Here is a 20,964-nt window from a genome sequence, read left to right as displayed (position 1 = left end):
GGCATACCTACGCTCGGTCGGCCCAGCGCTCCGGGGTGGTGCGGTAGACGCGGGACTCCTCCTCGTACCACTTCTCCATGACGCCGAGGTCGTCGAAACCGAGGCGACGGCACACGGCCTGGGAGCGCTCGTTGGTCGTGTGGGTGATGGCGTAGACCTCGGGGAGCCCGGCGTCGAAGCCGTGCTGGATGACGGCGGTCGCGGCCTCGGTGGCGTAGCCGTGGCCCCACGAGTCGGGGTGAAGGTGCCAGCCGACCTCGACCTCGCCGTCGTCGGCGTTCGGGAGCGTCAGCAGGATGACCGAGCCGGCGACCACGCCGCTCTCGCGGACCTCCACGGCCCAGAAGCCGAGCGGCGGGGTCGCGCTGCGCTCGGTGTAGCGGTCGATGCGGGCGTGCGCCTCGTCGAGGTCCTTCATGAGGACCGGCTCGCCGTCGCCGAGCCACTTCACGACCTCGAGGCGGCTCTGGATGTCGAGCAGGCGGTCGGCCTCGTCGTGGCTCCAGGGGCGGATGGTGAGGCGAGCGGTCTCGAGGTGCATGGCGCCACGCTCGCACCTCGCCGCGCGTCACGTCCACGCGATTGCGGGTGAACACCGGTCGCCGCGAGTGCTCGCGGCACGGCAGGATGGCCGCATGTCCGACAGGGATCAAGCAGGGGACGACGCGCGGCACGACGCAGGGGCGCGAGCGGGGGCGAGCACCCAGCCCGCCGAGACCAGCGAGGCCGCGGCGGCCTATGCCGCCGTGCGACCGGAGGTCGAGGCCGCGACGGCGCTCTTCGTCGACATGGTGACCGGTCTGCTCGACGACGCCGGCATCAACTACCTCAGCGTCAGCGGGCGCACGAAGTCCGTCGCGTCGTTCGCGTCCAAGGCGGAGCGACGCGACAGCCGCGGGCTGCTCTACCCCGACCCGCTGACCGACATCACCGACCAGATCGGCGTCCGCGTCATCACCTACGTCCACGACGACGTCGCGGCCGTCGCCGAGCTGCTGTCCGAGGAGCTCGCCGTCCTCGACGACCGCGACATGGGCCTCGAGACGGCGCGCGCGGGGCGCTTCGGCTACGCGAGCCGCCACCAGCTCGTCTCGGTCGACGCGAGCCGCACCGTGCCGCCGGCCTACGAGTCGCTGCGCCGGCGCAGCGCCTCCGTGCAGATCCGCACGGTGCTGCAGCACGCATGGGCCGAGTTCGAGCACGACATCCGCTACAAGGGCACCGTCCCCGAGGAGCACGCGCACGAGCTCGACCGCCGCTTCACCCTCGCCGCCGGGCTCATCGAGCTCGCCGACCGGGAGTTCTCGGCGATCCGCGACCGGCTCCAGATGGCCCTGCCTGCTGCGGCCCCCGGCCCGGACGAGCAGGACCAGCGGATCAGCTCACCGGACCTCGCCAAGTTCCTCGCCTCGAAGTACGCCGGCGCCGGCTGGGCCCGCACCGACCACTACACGTGGGTCTCGGGGCTGCTGCTCGAGCTCGGCATCACCTCGGTCGAGGCCCTCGCGGACGTCATCGAGCCGGTCGACAGCGCCGACCTCATCGAGCGGATGGGCTACAAGTACCCACCCGGAGCGGTCCGCCGCCTCGACGACGCCCTGCTCGCGACCTTCGGCACGCGCTACCTCGACCTCGAGGGCAACGCCCACCGGCGTGCCTCGCTCGAGGCCCGCCTCGACCGCCTCGCCTCGAGCTGACCGGAGAAACCTCCGCGATCGTGTCGATCCGGGACGGCCGAGTTCGTCAGGATGATGTGGCGAGGGTCGCCACCTGCGCAGCTCCCACGGCTGCGCGCACCCGAACGAGAAGGAGCCGGCCATGGCCGACACGTACGTCTACCTGATCCACGAGGGCGACTGGGACTCCGACGCCTACCTCGGAGGCCGCACCGACGCGAGCCCGGAGGGGCGCGACCCCGCCGCACCCGGGGCCGCCGCCGACATCAACGCCGACATGGACGCCTTGTTCCCCGAGCACAAGGCCTTCCAGCAGGCCGTCGCGGACCTCGGCGCCCGCGTCGTCGGGGGCGCCGCCCTGCAGAGCTCGCGGCACGGCGGCACGGTGACGCCGGGCGCCAAGGGCCGGCTCGTCGAGGACGCCGTCTACACCGACGGGCCGTTCACCGACACCTCCGAGGTGATCACCGGCTTCTACCTCGTCGAGACCGACGACGAGGACACGGCCCGCCGGGTCGCCGCGCTCGTGCCGACAGGCGGCCACATCGAGTGGCGCAAGGTCTTCCCGACAGGAATGTGAGTGCCGCTCGGGACGGGTGAGTTCGAGGAGGCGTGGCCGCGCATCGTGCGCGCCCTCGCCTCCTTCACCGGGAGCCTCGACGACGCGGAGGAGTATGCCGCCGAGGCCGTCGCGCGGGCCGCCGCCCACGAGCGCTCCGGCGGGCGTCCCATCGAGTCGTATGCCGCGTGGTGCACCTCGGTGGCCAAGCGGGCCTGGCTCGACGACGCCCGCCGGCGCTCGGTGGAGCGCCGGCTCGCCCCGGACATCGTCGGTGCGCTCACCCGCCCCGAGGCGGAGCACGCCGCCATGGACACCGACCTGCCCCCGCACGGGCCCGACGGACTCGACGGGCTCGACGACCGCCTCGCCCTGCTCTTCGTCGCGTGCGACGAGGCCATCTCGCCCGCGTCCCGCATGGTCCTGGCCCTGCGCGTCGTGTGCGGCCTGACGATCCCCGAGATCGCCGGCCACCTCGGCGTCCAGGAGACGGCCGCCGCGGCTCGGCTCACCCGCGCGAAGCGTGCGCTGGCCGAGGCGCGCGGATCCTTCCACGTGCCCGAGCCCGTCGAGCGCGAGCGCCGCCTGCCCGTCGTGATCGCCTGTGTGGCAGGCATGTTCACGGTCGCGCACCGCACCGTGCTCGACCCCGCCGATGCCCTGGCCGACACCGGACGCCAGGCACTCTCCATCGCCGATGCCCTCGTGGCGGTCCACCCCGACGACACCGAGGTGCGGGGCCTGCGCGCCGTCATCCGCCTCGGCCTGGCCCGGCGGCCCGGACGCGTCGACGACACCGGCACCGGCCTCGCCCTCGACGAGGTGGACCGCTCCCGGTGGGACCGCGACCTCATCCGGGCCGGGCTCGACGACGCGACCCTCGCGGCCCGGGGCGACGGCCGCTTCGCCATCGAGGCCGCGATCGCCGGGCTGCACTCCAGCGCAACCTCGTTCGAGCGCACCGACTGGCCCCGCATCGTCGCGCTCTACGGGGCGCTCGAGGACCGCTGGCCGTCGCCGTCGGTCCGGGTCGCGCGGCTCGTCGCCACGGCCCAGTCCCTCCTCGTCGCAGACCCGGTTCGAGGTGATCCCGGCGCCCGGGCCCCTGCCGACATCACCTCGATCGGGGAGGCTCTGGACGTCGTGGAGCGCCAGCTCGCCTTGCTCGAGAGGGACGCTCCGGCATACGCCAGCCGTGACGCGAGCCTCGCGCTCGCCGACCTCGAGTGGCGCACGGGACGGCGGGGGCAGGCGGCCGCGCGCTACCGCGACCTGGCCGAGGTGATGGCCGCCGAACCGCTGCGGCGCTTCTGCCTGCGACGGGCGGGCGTCACTCCCCCGTGACCCCGTCGACGGCCTCACGCAGGAAGTCCGCGTGGCCGTTGTGCCGGGCGTACTCCTCGATCATGTGCAGCAGGATCCAGCGCAGCGAGAACTGCTGGTCCTCCTTGCGGCTCAGCTTCACCGAGCGGAAGTCGAGCCCACCCTCGGCGAGCGCCGCGTCGATGTCGCGCCGGGCCTGCTCGACCGAGGTGTCCATGAGCCGGCGCAGCTCCTCGGGGCTGTCGTCGCGCGCCGAGGTCATCTCCCAGTCGCGGTCCGCGTCCCAGTCGGCGCCGGCCCACGGCTCGGGCATCGGTCGGCCGTGCAGCACCTCGCCGAACCAGCTCGCCTCGTTGAGGGCCACGTGCTTGAGCAGGGCCCCCAGGGTGAGCGTCGAGGGCGGCAGCGGCTGGGCGAGCTGCTCGGCGGTGAGGCCCTCGGTCTTCATCCGCAGGGTGTCGCGGTGGTAGTCGAGGAAGGCGACGAGGGTCGTGGCCTCGTCGGCCGTCAGGGGCGGGTCGGTGCGTCCGGTCTGCGGGGAGGTCGTCATGGCGACCGACGCTAGTGTCCGAGCCTCGAAAACCGCCTGCCGATTTCGGGCCGACGCGAGCACACTGGTCCGGTGCCGTCATCGAGTCAATGGGTCGCGTTCCTCGTCGCGTCGATCCTCTTCATCCAGGTCCCGGGCCCCAGCCTGCTCTTCACCATCGGCCGCGCGCTGACCGTCGGGCGCCGCGAGGCGCTGCTGTCGGTCGTCGGCAACGCCATCGGCGTCACGGCCCAGGCGCTGCTCGTCGCCGTCGGCCTCGGCGCCGTCGTCGCCGCGAGCGTCACCGCCTACACCGTCATCAAGGTCGCGGGAGCCGCCTACGTCATCTGGCTCGGCATCCAGGCGATCCGCCACCGGCGCGAGGGGCGCGAGGCCCTGGAGAAGCAGGAGGCGCAGGTGTCGGCCAAGCGCGGCCATGCGCTGCGCATCGGCACCGTCGTGGGCCTGACCAACCCCAAGACGATCATCTTCTTCGTCGCCTTCCTCCCGCAGTTCACCGACCCCGCCGCCGGGCACGTCGGCGTGCAGATGGCGGTGCTCGGCGCGGTCTTCGGCGCCATGGCGGTCTGCAGCGACAGCATGTGGGCGCTGCTCGCCGCGCGGGCACGGGAGTGGTTCGCGCGCAAGCCCGCCCGTCTCGACAAGCTCGGCGCGACGGGCGGCGTCATGATGGTCGGTCTCGGCGCCGCGATGCTCGCGAGCGAGTAGTCCCCACTTCTCAGGGAGATCTGTTTGACTGCGAAGGTGGCAACCCCTCAGGTCATGTCTCCTGCGGATCGACCCGACGCCCACCAGCGGGTCCGCGACCACGAGCGCGCGCTCGAGCAGGTGAGGACGGCGTATGCCGCCCTGCCGCCCGACCAGCCCGTCCGCCTGGCCAAGCGCACCTCCAACCTGTTCCGCGACCGGACCGCCCACGACTCCCCCGGACTCGACCTCTCGGCGTTCCGCGGCGTCGTCGAGGTGCGACCCGGCGTCGACGGCCGCCCGGCGACGGCGCTCGTCGGAGGGCTGACCACCTACGAGCAGCTCGTCGACGAGCTGCTGCCGCACGGCTACGTCCCGCTCGTCGTGCCGCAGCTGCGGACCATCACGATCGGCGGCGCCGTGACCGGGCTCGGCATCGAGGCGTCGTCGTTCCGCAACGGGCTGCCGCACGAGTCGGTGCTCCGGATGCGCATCCTCACCGGTGACGGGTCCGTCGTGACGGCGACCCCCGACGGTGAGCACGCCGACCTCTTCCGGACCTTCCCCAACTCCTACGGCTCGCTCGGCTACGCGCTCGACCTCGTCATCGAGCTCGAGCCGGCCCGGCCCTACGTCGCGCTGCGCCACGTGCGCTTCGACTCGGTCACGGCGCTCGCCGACGCCGTCGGCGCGATCATGGGCTCCCTCTCCTGGGACGGCGACCGCGTCGACTTCGTCGACGGCGTCGTCTTCGGTCCGACCGAGGCCTACCTCAGCCTCGGCCGCTGGAGCGACCACCTCGAGGGGCAGGCGCGACCGAGTGACTACACCGGCGAGCACGTCTTCTACCGCTCGATCCAGCAGCGCCGCACCGACGTGCTGACGGCCCACGACTACCTCTGGCGCTGGGACACCGACTGGTTCTGGTGCAGCAGGGCGTTCGGCGCGCAGAACCCGACGGTGCGCCGCCTGTGGCCCAGCCACCTGCTCCGCAGCGACGTCTACTGGAAGATCGTGGCCTTCGAGAACCGGCACCGGGTCATGAGCCGGATCGACCGGCTCCGAGGCCTGCCCGAGCGCGAGCGCGTCGTCCAGGACGTCGAGATCCCCCTCGTCCGCACGGCCGAGTTCGTCGACTGGTTCCTGCGCGAGGTCCCCATCGAGCCGGTCTGGCTGTGCCCGATCCAGCTGCGCCCGGCCCCGGGCGCGCCCCCGGACGAGACGCCGTGGCCGCTCTACCCGATGCGGCGCGACGAGCGCTACGTCAACGTCGGCTTCTGGTCGACCGTCGCCATCGAGCCCGGGGCGCGCGACGGCGACGTCAACCGCCGCATCGAGGCCGAGGTGACCCGGCTCGGCGGCCACAAGTCGCTCTACTCCGACGCGTACTACGACGAGGCCACCTTTGCCGCGCTCTACGGCGGCACGGCATACGGCCCCGTCAAACGCAGGTACGACCCGAGGGGACGGTTCCCGACGCTCTACGAGAAGGCGGTGCAGGCTCGATGACATTGACCGTAGGACAGGCATTCGACCGCGTGTTCGGCTCCGACGCCCCCGTGCGGGTCGTCGCGTGGGACGGCTCCGAGGGCGGGAGCCCCGGCGGGCTCGTGCTGCGCCTGACCAACCCCGACGCGCTCAACCACATCCTCACCGCGCCCGGAGACCTCGGGCTCGCCCGCGCCTACCTGCTCGGCGACCTCGTCATCGACGGGATCGACGAGGCCGACCCCTACGAGGTGCTCCGCGTCATCGGGGACGGCCTGACGCCGCACCGGCCGACGGGTCACGACGCGGTGGAGCTGGCCCGCTTCCTGGCCCACCACCCGCCGCACCCGCCGACCCTGCCGCCCGAGGAGACACCGGGGCAGCTGCGGCGGATGGCCCAGGGCCTGCGCCACGGCAAGGCCCGTGACGCCGCCGCGATCAGCCACCACTACGACGTGTCCAACGCCTTCTACGAGCTCGTACTCGGTCCGTCGATGACCTACACGTGCGCCTGCTTCCCGACCGACGAGGCCTCGCTCGAGCAGGCGCAGGCCTACAAGTACGACCTCGTCGCGAAGAAGCTCGGGCTCCGGCCCGGCATGCGCCTGCTCGACGTCGGCTGCGGGTGGGGCGGCATGGTGCGCCACGCCGTCAAGCACTACGGCGTCACGGCCCTCGGCGTCACGCTCTCGCGCGAGCAGGCCTCGTGGGCCCAGGCCGCGATCGAGGCCGACGGGATCGGCGACCGCGCCGAGGTGCGGCACGGCGACTACCGCGACGTCACCGAGCGAGGCTTCGACGCGATCAGCTCGATCGGGCTGACGGAACACATCGGCGTCGGCAACTACCCGGCCTACTTCCGCTTCCTGCGCGAGCGGCTGCGCGACGAGGGCCGCCTGCTCAACCACTGCATCACCCGGCCCGACAACAAGCACGCCGGCCTGCCGCCGCGCGGCTTCATCAACCGCTACGTCTTCCCCGACGGCGAGCTGACCGGCAGCGGCGACATCGTGCGCGTCATGGAGGACGAGGGCTTCGAGGTGCGCCACCACGAGAACCTCCGCGAGCACTACGCCCGCACGTGCGCGGCGTGGAACGCCAACCTCGCGAAGCACTGGGACGACTGCGTCGAGCTCGCCGGCCTCGGCACCGCCCGGGTGTGGGGGCTCTACCTCGCCGGGTCGCGACTGGGCTTCGAGCGGGGCGAGATCCAGCTGCACCAGGTCCTCGCGTCACGGACGAGCACGGAGGGGGTGTCGGGCTTCGCGCTGCGACCGCGGTTCGAGCCCGCCGACGGCTGAGGTGGCCTGCTGGGGTGGTGGGTCAGCCCTGCCCGCCGAGGTCGACGTCGTAGGCCTCGTAGACGAGGTCGCCGCCCTTCTGCCGGTGTCGCACGAGCCGGCCCACGAGCACGGTGAGCTCCTCGCGGAAGACCGGGAGGTCGGCCATCGTGCCGCCGTGCTCGAGGACGGCGAGGTAGCCGTGGATCGCCTCGCGGAGGTCGCGGTGCTCCCCGAGCAGGCGGTCGACGCGGCCCGAGAGTCGGGGCGCCGTGTGCCGGGCGCGGTCGTAGATGCCGCCCGGGCTCTCGGTCAGGGCGACGTGGTCGTCGAAGTCGTGGGCCAGCTCGGCGAGGGCGGCCCGCACCCGCTCGCGCCACATCCCGCCGCGCGCGATGGGCGCCTCGAGCGCGAGGTCCACGGCTGCGACGGACTCGCGCAGCTCCGAGCGGTGCCGACGCACCCGGTCGAGGTGGAGGGCGAGGTCGGCCCCGCTGTCGACCTGGATGACCTCTGGCTCGACGTTCATGGCGGACCTCCGTGCCCTCCATGGTCGCCCCCGTGTGGGCGGTTCGTCCAGACCTCGGGGCACCCGGTCTCGCTCGAAGGACGAGCGCGGGACGCCGGCTCAGGCCAGCGAGAGGAAGAGCTTCTCCATCTGGGCGACGTCCATGGTCTCGCCCTCGGGGTTGGTGATGCACTCGCGCAGGCCCGTGGCGATGACGGCGAAGCCGGCCCGGTCGAGCGCCTTGGAGACGGCGGCGAGCTGCGTGACGATGTCCTTGCAGTCGCGCCCCTCCTCGATCATCTTGACGATGCCGCCGATCTGGCCGCGGGCGCGGTTGAGGCGACGGATGACAGACTGCATCTCGTCGAGGTCGAGCTCCACGGCATCCTCCTGGGGTCGTGACCGGAAGGCTCCATGATACCCCGCGGTGTATGCCGTCACGAGCGTCGGGCGCGCCGGGCTCAGCCCGAGCGGGGTGCGTACATGATGAGCGCGACGCCGACGAGGCACACGGCGGCGCCGGCGACGTCCCAGCGGTCGGGCCGGAAGCCGTCGGCCACCATCCCCCACACGAGCGATCCCGCGACGAAGACGCCGCCGTAGGCCGCGAGGATGCGGCCGAAGTTCGCGTCGGGCTGCAGGGTCGCGACGAAGCCGTAGAGCCCGAGGGCGACGACCCCGGCGCCGGCCCAGAGCCAGCCCCGGTGCTCGCGCACCCCCTGCCAGATGAGCCACGCCCCGCCGATCTCGGCGATTGCGGCGAGCACGAAGAGCAGGATCGAGCGGGTGACGGTCACGGGGTCATCGTCGCACCGCCGCCGGCCCGCACCTCAGAGGTCGCCCGCCGCGCGCCGCTCGTCGTCGCTGCGCAGGATGCAGAACTCGTTGCCCTCGGGGTCGCCCATGACGACCCACCCACGACCGTCCTCGGTGCGGCAGTCCTGCACCACGGTGGCGCCGAGAGCCACGACGCGGGCGACCTCCTCGTCGCGCGGGCGGTCGGTGGGTCTCAGGTCGAGGTGGACCCGGTTGCGCACCTGCTTCGCGTCCTCGACCTCGATGAAGAGCAACCGGTGGGACTCGTCGGGCGAGAAGATCATGCACTCCTCGTGCCCGGGCTCGTTGGGGTCGGCCGGGTCCTCGTGGTAGCCGAGCAGGTCGGCCCACCAGACGGACTGGGCGTGGGCGTCGAGGGCGTTGACGGTCGTGTGCGAGAGCGCGAGTGCCATGCCGACATCTTCCTGACCCGTGACGGCGCGGGCCACTGCTTTGACCCGCTGCGGCCGGCCGGTTCGGCGTGCGATGGTGTCATCGGGACCGACGCCCGCCGTCGGCGTCCGGAGGTGCACGCGAGCGATCGGAGACCACTCATGACCGGAGATCCGTTGACGGACAAGGCGGCTGCGCTCCTCGCACTGCACGCGGGGCCCGGCTTCGTGCTGCCGAACGCCTGGGACGCGGGGTCGGCCCGGATCCTCGAACAGGTCGGCTTCCCGGCGATCGCCACGACGAGCGCCGGCATCGCCTGGTCGTTCGGGATCCCGGACGGCGAGGGCCTCGACCGCGACACCATCCTCGAGCAGGTCGGCCGCATCGTGGCGGCAGTCGGGGTGCCCGTGACCGCCGATCTGGAGGCCGGCTACGGCCACACCGCCGACGAGGTCGGTCGCACCGTGGGGCTGGCGGCGGAGGTCGGTGCGGTCGGGTGCAACCTCGAGGACGTGGGGCCCGAGGGGCTGTTCCCGGTCGACGTCGCCGTCGAGCGCCTGGCCGCCGCCCGCGCCGCGGCGCCGAGGGGCGGCTTCGTGCTCAACGCCCGCACCGACACGTACTTCGCGGCCGCCGGCGGCGGCGACCCGTTCGCCGAGACGGTCGACCGGGCGGTGCGCTACCTCGAGGCGGGCGCCGACTGCGTCTTCGTGCCCGGGGTCGTCGGGGAGGACACCATCCGGCGCCTGGCCGAGGCCGTCCCGGGTCCGCTCAACATCGTGGCGGGGCTGTCCAACCTCGTCGACGCCCGGACGCTCTTCTCGCTCGGTGTCACGCGGGTCAGCCTGGGCGGCAGCATCGCCCGCGCGGCACTGGCCCTCGTCGAGCGTGCCGGCCACGAGCTGCTCGAGTCCGGCACGCTCGGCTTCCTCGACGGCGCACTGCCCTACGCCGAGGTGCAGCGACGCTTCGCCACCGACCCGGGTGTCAACCGCGGTTGACGAACGCCACCACCCGGCATACCGTGTCAACAGGAGTTGACATCATCGAGAGGTGCCGCAGGTGACCAAGGAGGTCGACGACATGCTCACGCTGGCTCGGGCCACGGGTGACGACGACCCGCGCGCCGCCCTCGCCGCGGCGCGCGAGCTGCGGCGCACGGCGGACCGCACCGAGGCCGCCGTCGTGCGGCGGGCCCGCCTCCAGGGACTCGCCTGGGCCGAGATCGCCGAGCAGCTCGGGGTCAGCCGGCAGGCCGTGCACAAGAAGTACGGCCGGCGCTAGCCCTCCCGGCGCAGCACCACGACGGTGTCGAGCGCGACGCGCAGGCCCTCGTCGGTGTCGACAGGACGCTCGCGGATGCCGGACTGCTCGACGGTGACGGGCAGCCCGTCGGCGCGCTCGAGCACCTCCTCGGGGTCATAGAGGACCGATCGATCGCTCGGGCCGCCCCACCCGTCCGCGAGGTTGTGCCCCGCGTGGCCGACGACGACGACGCGGCCGCCGGGCCGCACCGCCTCGACCGCGGACCGGAGCGCCTGCCGCCACTCGTCCGCCGGGAGCTGGAGGTAGCAGAGCAGCGCGAGGTCGTAGGCCGCCTGGCCGCCGGGAGCCTCCTGCGTCGCGTCGGCGACGAGCGCGGTCAGGTGGCCCGAGTCGTCACCGAGCCGGTCGGCCGCCAGCGACTGCATGCGCTCGACCGCCACGGGCGAGTAGTCGGCCGCCACGACCGTCCACCCCTGCTCGACCATCCAGATCGCGTTGCGTCCCTCGCCCGCGGCGAGGTCGATGGCGTGACCCGGCGTCAGCGGTCCGATGGTCTCGGCGACGAAGCGGTTCGGCTCGACCGACCACACGAGGTCGCGCGCGGCATACCTCTCGTCCCAGTCGCTCGCGTCCACGATGGCTCTCCTCGTCCTCGGCTGCTCGTCCGCGGTTTCGCGACGGCTCGGGTCCCATTGTCCTGAATTCGACTGTGCCATGGTCCGTCTCGTGCGTCACGATCCAGCCACCGTTGACCTGGCCGGGCGTAGCGTGGATGGCGGAAAGGTACGCATCATGAACGTCCTCATCGTCCACGAGTCCCTGTTCGGCAACACCCACGAGATCGCCTCGGCCATCGCCGAGGGGCTGCGCGAGGGTAGAGCGCCTGATGCCGGTGATGTCCGCCTCGTCCACGTCGCCGACGCGCCCACGGTCATCGGTGACGACGTCGACCTGCTGCTCGTCGGGGGCCCCACGCACGCCTTCAGCATGACCCGCCCGCAGACGCGTCAGGATGCCGCGACGAAGGGCGCCGCCGCGCCGCGCGACGGCATCCGCGAGTGGATCGACGTCGTGACCCCACGCACCGACCTGCCGGTCGTGACCTTCGACACGAGGATCCACGTCAAGATGCTCCCGGGCTCGGCCGCGAGCGCCGCCGCCAAGGCCCTGCGACACCGCGGCTTCGACCGCGCCGAGCGCGGCGAGACCTTCTGGGTGCAGGGCACGTCCGGCCCGCTCGAGGCCGGCGAGCTCGACCGCGCCAGGGAGTGGGGCACGACGCTCGCCACCCGCGTCTCGCACGGCGTCGGCTGACTCAGTCGGTGGGCTGAGGGGGCCGACCGGGCCGAGAGGCGTCGAGCGAGTCCAGCCAGGGCTCGAGGTGGCCGAGCACGTCCTCGGGCGCCTCGAGCTGCGGCGTGTGACCCATCCCGTCGAGGTAGGCCGTGGCCCACCCGGGGTTGAGCCGCGCGGCCCGTCGGGCGGCCGAGATCGGCACGAGACGGTCCCGGGTGCCGTGGATGAGCAGTACGGGCACCTTGAGCTCACGCATGATCCGGTCGTACTCGCGGCGCCCGCGCAGCACACGCAGCAACGAGCGGGCCGCACCGAGGAACTCGCCCTCGGGGTCGGGCAGCGACCGCCGCCAGGCGGCGAGCTCGACCCCGGCCTCGACGACGGCGTCGTCGGCGCGCGACGGGTCGGCGAAGCACAGCGCGACCGTGCCGAGCACGCGCTGGCGGTCGCTGAAACGGGTGTTGTAGCGGGTCAGCACCATCTCGCCGACGCGCGGGACGGCATACATCGCGAAGGTCGCGGCGACCTGCGGGTCCGGGCGAGCGCCCGGGTTGGGGAGCGCGGGGTCGACGAGCCCCAGCCCGACGACCTGCTCGGGGCGACGGTCGGCGAGCAGCAGGCTCACCATGCCGCCCATCGAGTTGCCGACGAGGACGACCGGCCGACCGAGGACCGCGTGGGCGAAGCGGCTCAGCAGCGCGGCGTTGTGGTTGACGCTCGTGTCGCGCCCGAGCGCCGGCGTGAGCCCGAAGCCGGGCAGGTCGAGCGCGACCACCCGACGCCGCTCGGCGAGCGCCGGCGCGATGCCCACCCAGTTGAGGTGCGACCCGCCGAGGCCGTGGACGAGCACGACGGGCGGCGGCTCGGGGCCGTCGGCGGGAGCCTCGGGGCCACCGAAGTCGACCCAGTGGAGCGGCCCCTCGAGGTCGATGGTGCGGCTGGCACCGCCCCAGGGTGATGCGAGGTCGAGGGGCGCCGTGGACGGCAGCGTCGTCATGAACGCAGGTTACCGCCGGTCACCTGGGAGCTCCTCACGCGACCACCCGAGCCGGAGGCCCTGCACCGGACCGGCGCCTCGGGCTTCCCCGTTTGGCTCTCGGGCGAGCGGGAAAGGTGCTACAAAACGCGCAGACCATCCATATGGGTCATAGCGCTCATTGCCTGACTCTGGCCACCCTGGCCCCAATCCTCGGAGGATCCATGACCCACAGCGATGCCCGCGAGAGGCACGACGGGCACGAGGAGCACGCGCCCAGCCGTCGCACCTTGGTGCGCGGCGCCGCCTGGGCCATGCCCGCCGTGATCGTCGCTGCTCCGGCCCCGGCCGTCGCCGCGTCCACCGAGGCCCTGACGTTCACCGGCTCCGCCTGCAAGCTGCCCGGCGGCTCGTCGGACAACTACAAGGGCTACGTCTTCGAGATGGCGGTGAGCAGCCCCGGGGGTTCGGAGGACACCGTCACGGTGATCACCGGGGTGACGGTGAACGGCACCCCCGAGCCCCACTTCGCCGTGTCGGTCAAGAGCGGCGCGTGCTCGTGCTCGTCGTGCGGCAGCGCCCCCTCGAACCACCAGTGGTGCACGGCCGCCAGCGCGGGCACCCAGCGCGTCCTGCTCTACACCGACGGCGCGGCCAGCGGCACGAGCGCCAACGGCGAGGTCTGCGTGACCTACGTCCGCTACCGCTGCGACTGCTCGCCCGTGGGCGGCGGCGCCCGGCCGGTCACGATCTGCAGCGGCAGCCGCTCGACGCCGCCCATCACGGGTGGCGGCGGCGCGTGCCGCATCTCCGACGTGTTCCCGTTGCCTGCCGCCTAGGTAGCGTGCACCATGCGCGTGCACGAGGTCGACGAGCGGGACAGCTCGTGGGAGGACAACGAGCCCGTCTACCGGGTCTACCTCTTCAGGGGCGGCGAGCTCCCCGAGAGCTCGTGGACGACGTGGACCTACGACGTCCACGACGCGGACCTCCTCGAGGTGGCCCAGTGGGCGCAGCACGAGGTCGGGGACTCGGGTCTCTACGCCGTCGCCCTCGTCCGGGACGAGCACTCCCCCGCCGACGGCCGGTCGCACCGGGGCCTGGTGTGGCTCATCGGCAACGACGCCAACGGCGAGCCGCTCAGCCCGCGCGAGGGCGCCGCCCAGGAGCGCATGCAGTCGTTGCGCGGCAGGGAGATCCGCTTCGGTTGAGGGCCGAAGGTCAGGTCGCTCGGCCCGGGTCCTGCTGTCCCTCATCGGCGGCCGCGGCGCGGGCGCGCAGGTGGCGGGCCTGGGCCGCGTTGTCGCTGAGCTGCGCTGCACGCTCCCACGCGGTCGTCGACTCCGCCCGCCGTCCCAGCCGCTCGAGCAGCTCCGCCCGCACCACGTGGAAGGGGGCGTATGCCGTGAGGTCGAGGCCGTCGAGCAGGCCCAGTGCCACGTCGGGCCCGTCGAGCTCGGCCACGGCGACGGCCCGGTTCAGCCGCACGACGTCGGTCGGCGCGAGGCCCAGCAGCTGGTCGTAGAGCGCGACGACCTGCGACCAGTCCGTGTGAGCCGCGTCGGTGGCGTCGGTGTGCACGGCGTTGATCGCGGCCTGCAGCTGGTAGGGCCCGGGGGCGTTGCGGCGCAAGCACGCCCGCACGAGGGCATGCCCCTCGGCGAGGAGGGTGGGGTCCCAGAGCGACCGGTCCTGGTCGGCCAGGAGGACGAGGTCGCCGACCGCGTCGGTGCGGGCAGGGCGCCGGGCCTGGGTGAGCAGCATGAGGGCGAGCAGCCCCACGGCCTCCGGCTCGTCGGGCATGAGCTCCACGAGCTGACGGGCGAGCCGGATCGCCTCGGCCGCGAGGTCGGGGCGGTCGAGGTCGTCGCCGACGGAGGCCGTGTGGCCCTCGGTGAACACGAGATAGAGCACCGACAGCACCGACGCCAGACGGGCCGGGAGGTCCTCGTCGCGCGGCACCCGGTAGGGGATGCCGGCCGTGCGGATCTTGCTCTTGGCACGCACGATCCGCTGCGCCATCGTGGGCTCCGGCACGAGATAGGCGTGGGCGATCTCCGCGGTGGTGAGGCCGCCGAGCAGCCGCAGCGTCAGCGCCACCTGCGCCTCCCGGGAGAGGGCGGGGTGGCAGCAGGTGAAGACGAGCCGCAGACGTTCGTCCTTCACGGGTCCCTCCTCGTCCCGCCCGTCGGCGGGGTCGACGGGGTCAGCTGCGTGGAGCGCCACCGACTCCGCCTGGCGGGCCTCCCGGGTGGACTCCCGCCGCAGGCGGTCGATGGCCCGGCGACGAGCGGTCGTGATGATCCAGCCGGCGGGGCTGGGCGGCATACCGTCCCGGGGCCAGCGCTCGACGGCCACGGTGAAGGCGTCCTGCACGGCATCCTCGGCGAGGTCGATGTCGCCGAGCGCCCGGATGAGCACGGACACCGCGCGCCCGTGCTCGGCCCGGAAGACGCGCGCGATGTCCGCGCTCGTGACGGTCATCGGTCAGCGGTCGGTCGGGACCTGGCCCGGGTCGTCCTGGTCGACGAAGGGCCGCACCTCGACGGGCAGGCCGGTGGCCCCGGCGATCCGCTCGGCCCAGCCGAGCACGACGTCGTAGTCGTCGGACCGCACGACGGTGAGCCCGCCCAGGTGCTCCTTGGCCTCGATGAACGGCCCGTCGGTGAGCACGGCGTCGGCGACATTGTCGCTCCTGCGGATCGTCGTCGCGCTGGCCTGGTCAGCCAGGCCGCCCGCGAACACCCAGCTGCCGGCCGCGCGGATCTCGGCGTTGACGACCTCAAGGTCGGCCATGATGCGGCCGAGGTCGACCTCTGCGGGTGGCGGGCCGTCGGGCGAGAACAGGCTGATGAGGTAGGTCTTCATGGTGGTCTCCTCCTGCCAGCGGTCACCGGCTGGTCGGGGCACACCCTGCGTGCGCCCTTCACCGTCTACACGAACGCCGACCCGCCGGATCGACAGCCCGGTCGACGCCTCTTCGTCTAGCTGCGGGGACGCTGCTCGACGAGCCCGACGAGGTTGCCCTCGGAGTCGACGGCGAAGGCCATCCACTCGTCGGTGCCGGCCGGCCCCAGGGTGTCGTCGTCGTGCCCGAAGATGACGTGCGGCTCGCTGCGCACCTCGACGCCGGCGGCGCGCAGCCGCTCGACGGTGGCGTCGAGGTCGTCGACCCCGAGGTAGTGCAGGGCACTCGGCGCGCCCTGCTCGAGCAGCAGCCGGACGCCGCCGAGGTCGAAGAAGACGAGGCCCGGCGGGTCGTAGGTCGCGAGTGGCTCGGCGCCGAGCAGGTCACGGTAGAAGGCGGTGGCCCGGCCGAGGTCGTCGGCGTGCTGGGCGATCTGGACGAGTCCCATGCCCCGACGGTAGCGCCGGAACGGCTCGTCGGAGGGGCGCCCGGTCAGTGGCGCCGGAGCGCTCCGGAGCCACCGAGCGGAGCTGGGGTCAGCACGGCCACTGTCCGACCCACCACAATGGGGTCCATGACCGATCACCGGCCCGTCGAGACCTGGCTCACCGACATGGACGGCGTCCTCGTGCACGAGGAGGACGCGATCCCCGGAGCCGCCGAGTTCATCACCGCGCTCGAACAGTCCGGCAGGGCCTTCCTCGTCCTGACGAACAACTCGATCTTCACGCCCCGCGACCTGCGGGCGCGCCTGCTGATGAGTGGGATCGACGTGCCGGAGCGGGCCATCTGGACCTCGGCCCTCGCCACGGCACAGTTCCTCGCCGAGCAGCGCCCCGGCGGCTCGGCCTACGTCGTCGGCGAGGCCGGCCTGACGACGGCGATGCACGACGTCGGCTACGTCATGACCGACCGCGACCCCGACTACGTCGTGCTCGGTGAGACGCGCACCTACTCCTTCGAGGCCATCACCCGGGCGATCCGCTTGATCGAGAAGGGCGCCCGCTTCATCGCGACCAACCCCGACCCGAGCGGGCCGAGCCCTGCCGGCACGCTGCCGGCCACCGGTTCGGTCGCGGCACTCATCTCGACCGCGACCGGGCGCCAGCCGTACTACATCGGCAAGCCCAACCCGCTCATGATGCGCAGCGCGCTCAACCGCCTCGACGCGCACTCCGAGACGACGATCATGGTCGGCGACCGCATGGACACCGACATCATCAGCGGCCTCGAGGCCGGCCTGCGCACCGTCCTCGTCCTCACCGGGTCGACGAGCCGCCAGCAGGTCGAGCACTTCCCCTACCGTCCGAGCCGCATCGTCGACTCCGTCGCCGACCTCGTCCCGCTCGTCGCGCACGACGAAGAGCGCTGAGAGTCACTGCGTCACAAGGCGGTTCGCACACCCAGCATGACGTATGCCGCCACCCCCGTCCGCGACGGGAGTGACGGCATACGACGTGGTGGTGTGCGTCAGGGCAGGTAGTACGTCGGGTTCGGCAGCTTGACCGCACGGTCGGCGTGGCCGCCGATGAGATCGCTGTACTGGTCGCCGAGGTTGGCGACGACGTCGTAGCCGAGGTCCTTCTCGACGTGCGCGCGGGTCGCCGACTTGTACTCGATCGTCGTGCACGTCGGGTAGGCCTTGCACTGGCCCTGCATCCAGACCGGCGGCTGCTCGCTCGAGCGCCACTTCGTGAAGTAGAGGTCGCTCGTGAACTGCGGGTAGCCCTGCTCGTGGAGGTTGGCGAGCGTCGCGTCCTTCTGGCCGTTGTTGCGGCCGGTGAGGCCGATGACGGTGCAGCCCGAGTCCGCGACCGCCTTGACGAGAGATGGCATCCCGGGGGTCGCCGGGAAGAGCTTGTTCTGCACCCAGTAGTCCTGGCGGGTCGGGTTGAAGACGAACTTCATGTCCGCGACCTCCATGTCGTAGGTCCACAGGGTCGTGTCGTCGGCGTCGAAGACCACCGCCGGCTTCGTGCCCCGGGCGACGCCCTGCCGGCACTCGCTCGTGAGGCGCTGGGTGTTGCGCCGCTCGAGCGCGGCGAGCTCGGTGATGTAGGGCGAGCTCGACTTGTCGGCGATGCCGGTGCCGGGGTCGCCGTAGTAGGTGGCGATCGTCTTCTTGACCGAGTCGATGTTGGGGATGCCCTCACCGCTCTGCGTCAGGCCGCTCGAGCCGTCGGGCTTCATCGTGAAGTGGGTCCGCGGCGTCAGCGACGGCTCCTTCATCCCGGGCAGGTCGGGCGAGGGAAGGTAGTAGGTCGGGTTGGGCAGCTTGACGTTGCGGTCGGCGTGGCCGCCCTGGAGGTCGGACCACTGGTCGCCGATGTTGAGGACGATGTCGTAGCCGAGGTCCTGCTCGATGTGCTTGCGCGTGCCGGCCTTGTACTCCACCGTCGTGCACTTCACCGTGGCGCACGTGATGTAGGCGGGAGGCGTCGACCCGGCCCACTTGGTGAAGTAGTGGTCGGGCGTGAAGGCGTTGTAGCCGACGTCCTTGAGGTTGCCGATCGTCGCGTCCTTCTGGGAGGCGCCGCGACCGGTCAGGCCGAAGATCGTGAAGCCCATCGCGTCGGCCTCGTTGACGAGGGCGACCATGCTCGGGGTGGCCGGGAAGAGCTTGTTCTGCACCCAGTAGTCCTGGCGGACCGGGTCGAAGACGAACTTCATGTCCGCGACCTCCATGTCGTAGGTCCAGAGCGTGGTGTCGTCGGCATCGAGCACGATGGCCGGCTTCTTGCCCTGCCGCTCGGCCGCGGCATACGTGCGGGCGAGCGACGTGCGCAGCCCGGTGGTGATCGAGCGCATCTCCGAGATGTAGGGCGAGCTCGTGCGGTCGGCGTGGCCCGTGCCGGGGTCGCCGTAGTAGCTGTAGATCGTCTTCTTGACCGAGTCGATGTTGGGGATGCCGCCGCCGTCGGGGCGTGCGCCGCTCGAGCCGTCGGCCGCCATGACGAACTGCGTGCGCGGGGCCAGGGTCTGGTCGTGCCGGCCACCGGCGTCGCCGTCGGCGAGCGCGGGGGCAGCGCCGGCCACGACCAGCGAGCCGATGATCGAGCCGGCGGCCGTGACGGCGAGTCCGGCGCTTCGGAGGGTGGGACGCCTCATGGGTTTCACCTCGGGGTTGCGTCAGGAGTGCGGGGTGGGCGGCACGACGCTAGTCCCGCCCACCCCCCTACGGGTGCCGCAGCACCCGGCACTTCTGCGTTCCCCGGCAACTGGCATGAACCTCACAGACTTCACTCAGGAAGCCTCCGGGAAGTGAGCACTCGACAAGAGTCCGTCGAGTGCTCACTTCCCGACGCCGCTGCCGCGCGCTTGACCCAATGGTCAGCCCGGGTGGTCAGGCGAGGTGGTGGGTCTCGGCGAGGGCGTAGACCGGGGTGTCGATGCCCTCCAGGCGCGCCTTGAGCTGCAGGGCGAGGTAGCGCGAGTAGTGCCGCGACTGGTGCAGGTTGCCGCCGTGGAACCACAGGTTGTCCTGGCGGGTGGGCTTCCACATGTTGCGCAGTTCGCCCTCCCACGGCCCGGGGTCCTTCGTCGTGTCGGAGCCCAGGCCCCAGCACCTGCCGACCGCGTCGGCGACGTCCTGGCTGATGAGCCGGGCCGCCCAGCCGTTCATCGAGCCGTAGCCGGTGGCGTAGACGACGGCGTCGGCCTCGAGCTCCGTGCCGTCCGCGAGCACGACGGCGTGCTCGGTCAGGTGGTCGACCTGCCCGCGCACGAGCCGGATCGCACCCTTGGCGACGAGCTCGGACGCGCCGATGTCGATGTAGTAGCCCGAGCCGCGCCGGAGGTACTTGAGGAAGAGGCCCGAGTCGTCGTCGCCGAAGTCGAGGTCGAAGCCGGCCGCCTCGAGCGCGGCGTAGAAGTCCTTGTCCTGCTCGCGGATCGCGTCGAAGGCGGGCCGCTGGAAGTCGGCGAGGATCTTGTAGGGGATCGAGGCGAAGACGAGATCCGCTGTGTCGTGGTCGATCCCGTTGGCGACGGCCTCCTCGGAGTAGAGCGGGCCGAGGACCGTGTCCATGAGCGAGTCGGACCGGACGATGTGGGTGCTCGACCGCTGGAGCATGATCGGCTCGGCACCGTTCTGCCACAGGTCGGCACAGATGTCGTGGGCCGAGTTGTTCGACCCGATGACGACGACCTTCTTGCCGGCGTAGCGCGCACCGCCCGGGTGCTTGCTGCTGTGGTGCTGGTCGCCCTGGAAGACGTCCTGCCCGGGCAGCGTCGGCACGTTGGCGATGCCGCTCATGCCGGTGGCGAGGACGAGCTGCGCGGGGTGGAGCACGATCTCACGGCCCTCGCGGGTCACGTGGACCGTCCATGCTCCGGTGGCCTCGTCGAAGTTCGCCGACGTCGCCTCGCTGTTGCTCCAGTAGTCGAGCTCCATGATCGTGGTGTAGCTCTCGAGCCAGTCACCCATCTTGTCCTTGGGCGTGAAGACCGGCCAGTGGTCGGGGAAGGGCAGGTAGGGCATATGGTCGTACCAGACCGGGTCGTGCAGGCAGAGCGAGTGGTAGCGGCTGCGCCACTGGTCGCCGGGTCGCGGGTACTTGTCGATGACGAGCGTCGGCACGCCGAGGCGCTTCAACCGGGCCGCGAGGCCGATGCCGCCCTGGCCGCCGCCGACGACGAGGACGTAGGGCTCGGCGTCGACGCCGTAGGACTCGACCTGCTGCTGCCGCTTGTCGAGCCAGTTCTCGGTCGAGACGTTGACGCCGTGCTCGGCGCCGCGCGGGCGGCGCGCTCCGGAGGGCTCCGGGTGGTCCTTGAGCGCCTGCGCGCTCGTCAGCAGCGTCCACGCCCTGCCGTCGCGGACGCGCACGAGCCCCTTGCCGGTGAACGTGGCGTTGCCGAAGGTGAACCACGCCTCGTGGACGCCGTCGGCCTCGGACTCGCTCGTCGGCTCGATGTCGGTCGGCCAGGCGCCCGGCTCGACGCCGGCCAGCATGTCGCCGATCTGCTCCCGACCCTCGGCCGTGTGCAGGTTCCACGTCATGCTCGTCAGGTCGCGCCAGTAGCACTCGTCACCGAAGAGGCCGGTCACCCGCTCCGCCTCGCCGGAGGCCAGCGCCTCCGAGAACCGTCCGAGCCACTCGCTCGCCGTCAGCTGCTCACCCATCGCCAACTCCTTTGTCCACGTGGTGGGGTCGTGGAGCCGACGGTAGGAGCGCGCGGGGTCGCCGGACAGGGTTGCAGAACGTTGCACGTCGACCGGTGGCGTATGCCGGATGC

25 protein-coding genes are annotated in these 20,964 nt (G+C 72.1%); 12 read left to right on the top strand and 13 right to left on the bottom strand.

Annotated features, from left to right (window positions below):
• Positions 1 to 7: 7 nt before the first annotated feature.
• A complete protein-coding gene (locus IEY30_RS06615; RefSeq protein WP_030201241.1) occupies positions 8 to 541 on the bottom strand; it encodes a GNAT family N-acetyltransferase in 534 nt (177 codons plus the stop codon).
• Between the two features lie 94 nt (positions 542 to 635).
• Between IEY30_RS06615 and IEY30_RS06610 the strand changes: the two genes are divergently transcribed.
• The 3 genes from IEY30_RS06610 to IEY30_RS06600 all read left to right on the top strand — a co-directional run bounded on the left by IEY30_RS06610 (position 636) and on the right by IEY30_RS06600 (position 3,579).
• Positions 636 to 1,697 (top strand): GTP pyrophosphokinase, encoded by a 1,062-nt coding sequence (locus IEY30_RS06610; protein ID WP_043417153.1) that lies wholly within the window; start codon positions 636 to 638, stop codon positions 1,695 to 1,697.
• 121 nt (positions 1,698 to 1,818) lie between these two features.
• Positions 1,819 to 2,256, top strand: a complete 438-nt coding sequence (locus IEY30_RS06605) for a YciI family protein (RefSeq protein ID WP_030201236.1) — start codon at positions 1,819 to 1,821, stop codon at positions 2,254 to 2,256.
• Positions 2,257 to 3,579: a DUF6596 domain-containing protein gene (locus IEY30_RS06600; RefSeq protein ID WP_030201234.1), complete on the top strand. Its 1,323-nt coding sequence runs from the start codon at positions 2,257 to 2,259 to the stop codon at positions 3,577 to 3,579.
• Here IEY30_RS06600 and IEY30_RS06595 read toward each other — a convergent pair.
• Complete coding sequence (locus tag IEY30_RS06595; RefSeq protein ID WP_030201232.1) at positions 3,566 to 4,108, bottom strand: DinB family protein; 543 nt, start codon at positions 4,106 to 4,108, stop codon at positions 3,566 to 3,568. The genes IEY30_RS06600 and IEY30_RS06595 overlap by 14 nt on opposite strands.
• A 72-nt stretch (positions 4,109 to 4,180) precedes the next feature.
• Here IEY30_RS06595 and IEY30_RS06590 point away from each other — a divergent pair, with 72 nt between their 5' ends.
• The 3 genes from IEY30_RS06590 to IEY30_RS06580 are packed head-to-tail and all read left to right on the top strand — an operon-like array spanning position 4,181 to position 7,584.
• Positions 4,181 to 4,816 carry a LysE family translocator gene (locus IEY30_RS06590; protein ID WP_030201230.1) on the top strand — a complete coding sequence of 212 codons (636 nt, stop codon included), beginning with the start codon at positions 4,181 to 4,183 and terminating at the stop codon, positions 4,814 to 4,816.
• Positions 4,817 to 4,852: 36 nt separating this feature from the next.
• Positions 4,853 to 6,304, top strand: coding sequence for an FAD-binding oxidoreductase (locus tag IEY30_RS06585; RefSeq protein WP_229674871.1), 1,452 nt, complete (start codon positions 4,853 to 4,855; stop codon positions 6,302 to 6,304).
• Positions 6,305 to 6,333: 29 nt separating this feature from the next.
• On the top strand, positions 6,334 to 7,584 hold the full coding sequence (locus IEY30_RS06580; protein WP_229674870.1) for an SAM-dependent methyltransferase: 1,251 nt from the start codon (positions 6,334 to 6,336) through the stop codon (positions 7,582 to 7,584).
• Positions 7,585 to 7,606: 22 nt separating this feature from the next.
• On the opposite strand, the gene IEY30_RS06575 is transcribed toward IEY30_RS06580, so the two are convergent.
• The 4 genes from IEY30_RS06575 to IEY30_RS06560 form a co-directional block, all read right to left on the bottom strand.
• Positions 7,607 to 8,092 carry a hemerythrin domain-containing protein gene (locus tag IEY30_RS06575; RefSeq protein WP_052358826.1) on the bottom strand — a complete coding sequence of 162 codons (486 nt, stop codon included), beginning with the start codon at positions 8,090 to 8,092 and terminating at the stop codon, positions 7,607 to 7,609.
• Positions 8,093 to 8,191: 99 nt separating this feature from the next.
• Positions 8,192 to 8,452 carry a metal-sensitive transcriptional regulator gene (locus IEY30_RS06570; protein WP_030201220.1) on the bottom strand — a complete coding sequence of 87 codons (261 nt, stop codon included), beginning with the start codon at positions 8,450 to 8,452 and terminating at the stop codon, positions 8,192 to 8,194.
• Between the two features lie 80 nt (positions 8,453 to 8,532).
• A complete protein-coding gene (locus IEY30_RS06565; RefSeq protein WP_030201217.1) occupies positions 8,533 to 8,868 on the bottom strand; it encodes a YnfA family protein in 336 nt (111 codons plus the stop codon).
• 33 nt (positions 8,869 to 8,901) lie between these two features.
• Entirely contained in the window at positions 8,902 to 9,300 is a 399-nt protein-coding gene (locus IEY30_RS06560; RefSeq protein ID WP_030201214.1) for a VOC family protein, read from the bottom strand.
• Between the two features lie 141 nt (positions 9,301 to 9,441).
• Here IEY30_RS06560 and IEY30_RS06555 point away from each other — a divergent pair, with 141 nt between their 5' ends.
• Both IEY30_RS06555 and IEY30_RS06550 read left to right on the top strand, forming a co-directional pair.
• On the top strand, positions 9,442 to 10,281 hold the full coding sequence (locus tag IEY30_RS06555; RefSeq protein WP_052358825.1) for an isocitrate lyase/PEP mutase family protein: 840 nt from the start codon (positions 9,442 to 9,444) through the stop codon (positions 10,279 to 10,281).
• 52 nt (positions 10,282 to 10,333) lie between these two features.
• A complete protein-coding gene (locus tag IEY30_RS06550; RefSeq protein ID WP_444545793.1) occupies positions 10,334 to 10,564 on the top strand; it encodes a sigma factor-like helix-turn-helix DNA-binding protein in 231 nt (76 codons plus the stop codon).
• Here IEY30_RS06550 and IEY30_RS06545 read toward each other — a convergent pair.
• Positions 10,561 to 11,181, bottom strand: coding sequence for a class I SAM-dependent methyltransferase (locus IEY30_RS06545; RefSeq protein WP_030201207.1), 621 nt, complete (start codon positions 11,179 to 11,181; stop codon positions 10,561 to 10,563). The two genes, IEY30_RS06550 and IEY30_RS06545, sit on opposite strands and share 4 nt — an antisense overlap.
• 157 nt (positions 11,182 to 11,338) lie before the next feature.
• On the opposite strand from IEY30_RS06545, the gene IEY30_RS06540 reads away from it, so the two are divergent.
• Positions 11,339 to 11,860, top strand: a complete 522-nt coding sequence (locus IEY30_RS06540; protein WP_030201206.1) for a flavodoxin family protein — start codon at positions 11,339 to 11,341, stop codon at positions 11,858 to 11,860.
• Between the two features lies 1 nt (position 11,861).
• Here IEY30_RS06540 and IEY30_RS06535 read toward each other — a convergent pair whose 3' ends face one another.
• Positions 11,862 to 12,839, bottom strand: coding sequence for an alpha/beta fold hydrolase (locus IEY30_RS06535; RefSeq protein ID WP_052358824.1), 978 nt, complete (start codon positions 12,837 to 12,839; stop codon positions 11,862 to 11,864).
• A 203-nt stretch (positions 12,840 to 13,042) separates the two neighbouring features.
• Between IEY30_RS06535 and IEY30_RS06530 the strand changes: the two genes are divergently transcribed.
• Together IEY30_RS06530 and IEY30_RS06525 are read left to right on the top strand one after the other, a co-directional pair.
• Positions 13,043 to 13,657 carry a hypothetical protein gene (locus tag IEY30_RS06530; RefSeq protein ID WP_030201200.1) on the top strand — a complete coding sequence of 205 codons (615 nt, stop codon included), beginning with the start codon at positions 13,043 to 13,045 and terminating at the stop codon, positions 13,655 to 13,657.
• A gap of 12 nt (positions 13,658 to 13,669) precedes the next feature.
• Complete coding sequence (locus IEY30_RS06525; protein ID WP_030201197.1) at positions 13,670 to 14,029, top strand: hypothetical protein; 360 nt, start codon at positions 13,670 to 13,672, stop codon at positions 14,027 to 14,029.
• A gap of 10 nt (positions 14,030 to 14,039) precedes the next feature.
• Here IEY30_RS06525 and IEY30_RS06520 read toward each other — a convergent pair whose 3' ends face one another.
• The 3 genes from IEY30_RS06520 to IEY30_RS06510 all read right to left on the bottom strand — a co-directional run bounded on the left by IEY30_RS06520 (position 14,040) and on the right by IEY30_RS06510 (position 16,174).
• A complete protein-coding gene (locus tag IEY30_RS06520) occupies positions 14,040 to 15,302 on the bottom strand; it encodes an RNA polymerase sigma factor (RefSeq protein WP_030201195.1) in 1,263 nt (420 codons plus the stop codon).
• 3 nt (positions 15,303 to 15,305) lie between these two features.
• Positions 15,306 to 15,686 carry a YciI family protein gene (locus IEY30_RS06515; protein ID WP_043417152.1) on the bottom strand — a complete coding sequence of 127 codons (381 nt, stop codon included), beginning with the start codon at positions 15,684 to 15,686 and terminating at the stop codon, positions 15,306 to 15,308.
• Positions 15,687 to 15,802: 116 nt separating this feature from the next.
• Complete coding sequence (locus IEY30_RS06510) at positions 15,803 to 16,174, bottom strand: VOC family protein (RefSeq protein WP_030201188.1); 372 nt, start codon at positions 16,172 to 16,174, stop codon at positions 15,803 to 15,805.
• Between the two features lie 117 nt (positions 16,175 to 16,291).
• Here IEY30_RS06510 and IEY30_RS06505 point away from each other — a divergent pair, with 117 nt between their 5' ends.
• Positions 16,292 to 17,098, top strand: a complete 807-nt coding sequence (locus IEY30_RS06505) for an HAD-IIA family hydrolase (RefSeq protein ID WP_030201185.1) — start codon at positions 16,292 to 16,294, stop codon at positions 17,096 to 17,098.
• Between the two features lie 98 nt (positions 17,099 to 17,196).
• On the opposite strand, the gene IEY30_RS06500 is transcribed toward IEY30_RS06505, so the two are convergent.
• The gene (locus IEY30_RS06500; protein WP_030201182.1) at positions 17,197 to 18,834 is read right to left on the bottom strand and encodes an HAD family acid phosphatase; all 1,638 of its coding nucleotides are present in this window, start codon (positions 18,832 to 18,834) and stop codon (positions 17,197 to 17,199) included.
• Positions 18,835 to 19,069: 235 nt separating this feature from the next.
• Complete coding sequence (locus tag IEY30_RS06495; RefSeq protein WP_030201180.1) at positions 19,070 to 20,851, bottom strand: NAD(P)/FAD-dependent oxidoreductase; 1,782 nt, start codon at positions 20,849 to 20,851, stop codon at positions 19,070 to 19,072.
• Between the last annotated feature and the right edge of the window lie 113 nt (positions 20,852 to 20,964).

The organism is Terrabacter tumescens, from assembly GCF_014646815.1.
GTDB classification, from domain to species: Bacteria; Actinomycetota; Actinomycetes; order Actinomycetales; family Dermatophilaceae; genus Terrabacter; species Terrabacter tumescens.
This window is presented reverse-complemented; position numbering and strand designations above follow the sequence as displayed.

Coding starts and splice junctions, on each gene's coding strand:
- IEY30_RS06535 (WP_052358824.1), bottom strand. CDS start 12,839: ATGACGACGCTGCCGTCCACGGCGCCCCTCGACCTCGCATCACCCTGG.
- IEY30_RS06520 (WP_030201195.1), bottom strand. CDS start 15,302: ATGACCGTCACGAGCGCGGACATCGCGCGCGTCTTCCGGGCCGAGCAC.
- IEY30_RS06525 (WP_030201197.1), top strand. CDS start 13,670: ATGCGCGTGCACGAGGTCGACGAGCGGGACAGCTCGTGGGAGGACAAC.
- IEY30_RS06575 (WP_052358826.1), bottom strand. CDS start 8,092: ATGAACGTCGAGCCAGAGGTCATCCAGGTCGACAGCGGGGCCGACCTC.
- IEY30_RS06500 (WP_030201182.1), bottom strand. CDS start 18,834: ATGAGGCGTCCCACCCTCCGAAGCGCCGGACTCGCCGTCACGGCCGCC.
- IEY30_RS06605 (WP_030201236.1), top strand. CDS start 1,819: ATGGCCGACACGTACGTCTACCTGATCCACGAGGGCGACTGGGACTCC.
- IEY30_RS06495 (WP_030201180.1), bottom strand. CDS start 20,851: ATGGGTGAGCAGCTGACGGCGAGCGAGTGGCTCGGACGGTTCTCGGAG.
- IEY30_RS06530 (WP_030201200.1), top strand. CDS start 13,043: ATGACCCACAGCGATGCCCGCGAGAGGCACGACGGGCACGAGGAGCAC.
- IEY30_RS06505 (WP_030201185.1), top strand. CDS start 16,292: ATGGGGTCCATGACCGATCACCGGCCCGTCGAGACCTGGCTCACCGAC.
- IEY30_RS06615 (WP_030201241.1), bottom strand. CDS start 541: ATGCACCTCGAGACCGCTCGCCTCACCATCCGCCCCTGGAGCCACGAC.
- IEY30_RS06595 (WP_030201232.1), bottom strand. CDS start 4,108: ATGACGACCTCCCCGCAGACCGGACGCACCGACCCGCCCCTGACGGCC.
- IEY30_RS06510 (WP_030201188.1), bottom strand. CDS start 16,174: ATGGGACTCGTCCAGATCGCCCAGCACGCCGACGACCTCGGCCGGGCC.
- IEY30_RS06515 (WP_043417152.1), bottom strand. CDS start 15,686: ATGAAGACCTACCTCATCAGCCTGTTCTCGCCCGACGGCCCGCCACCC.
- IEY30_RS06540 (WP_030201206.1), top strand. CDS start 11,339: ATGAACGTCCTCATCGTCCACGAGTCCCTGTTCGGCAACACCCACGAG.
- IEY30_RS06555 (WP_052358825.1), top strand. CDS start 9,442: ATGACCGGAGATCCGTTGACGGACAAGGCGGCTGCGCTCCTCGCACTG.
- IEY30_RS06610 (WP_043417153.1), top strand. CDS start 636: ATGTCCGACAGGGATCAAGCAGGGGACGACGCGCGGCACGACGCAGGG.
- IEY30_RS06560 (WP_030201214.1), bottom strand. CDS start 9,300: ATGGCACTCGCGCTCTCGCACACGACCGTCAACGCCCTCGACGCCCAC.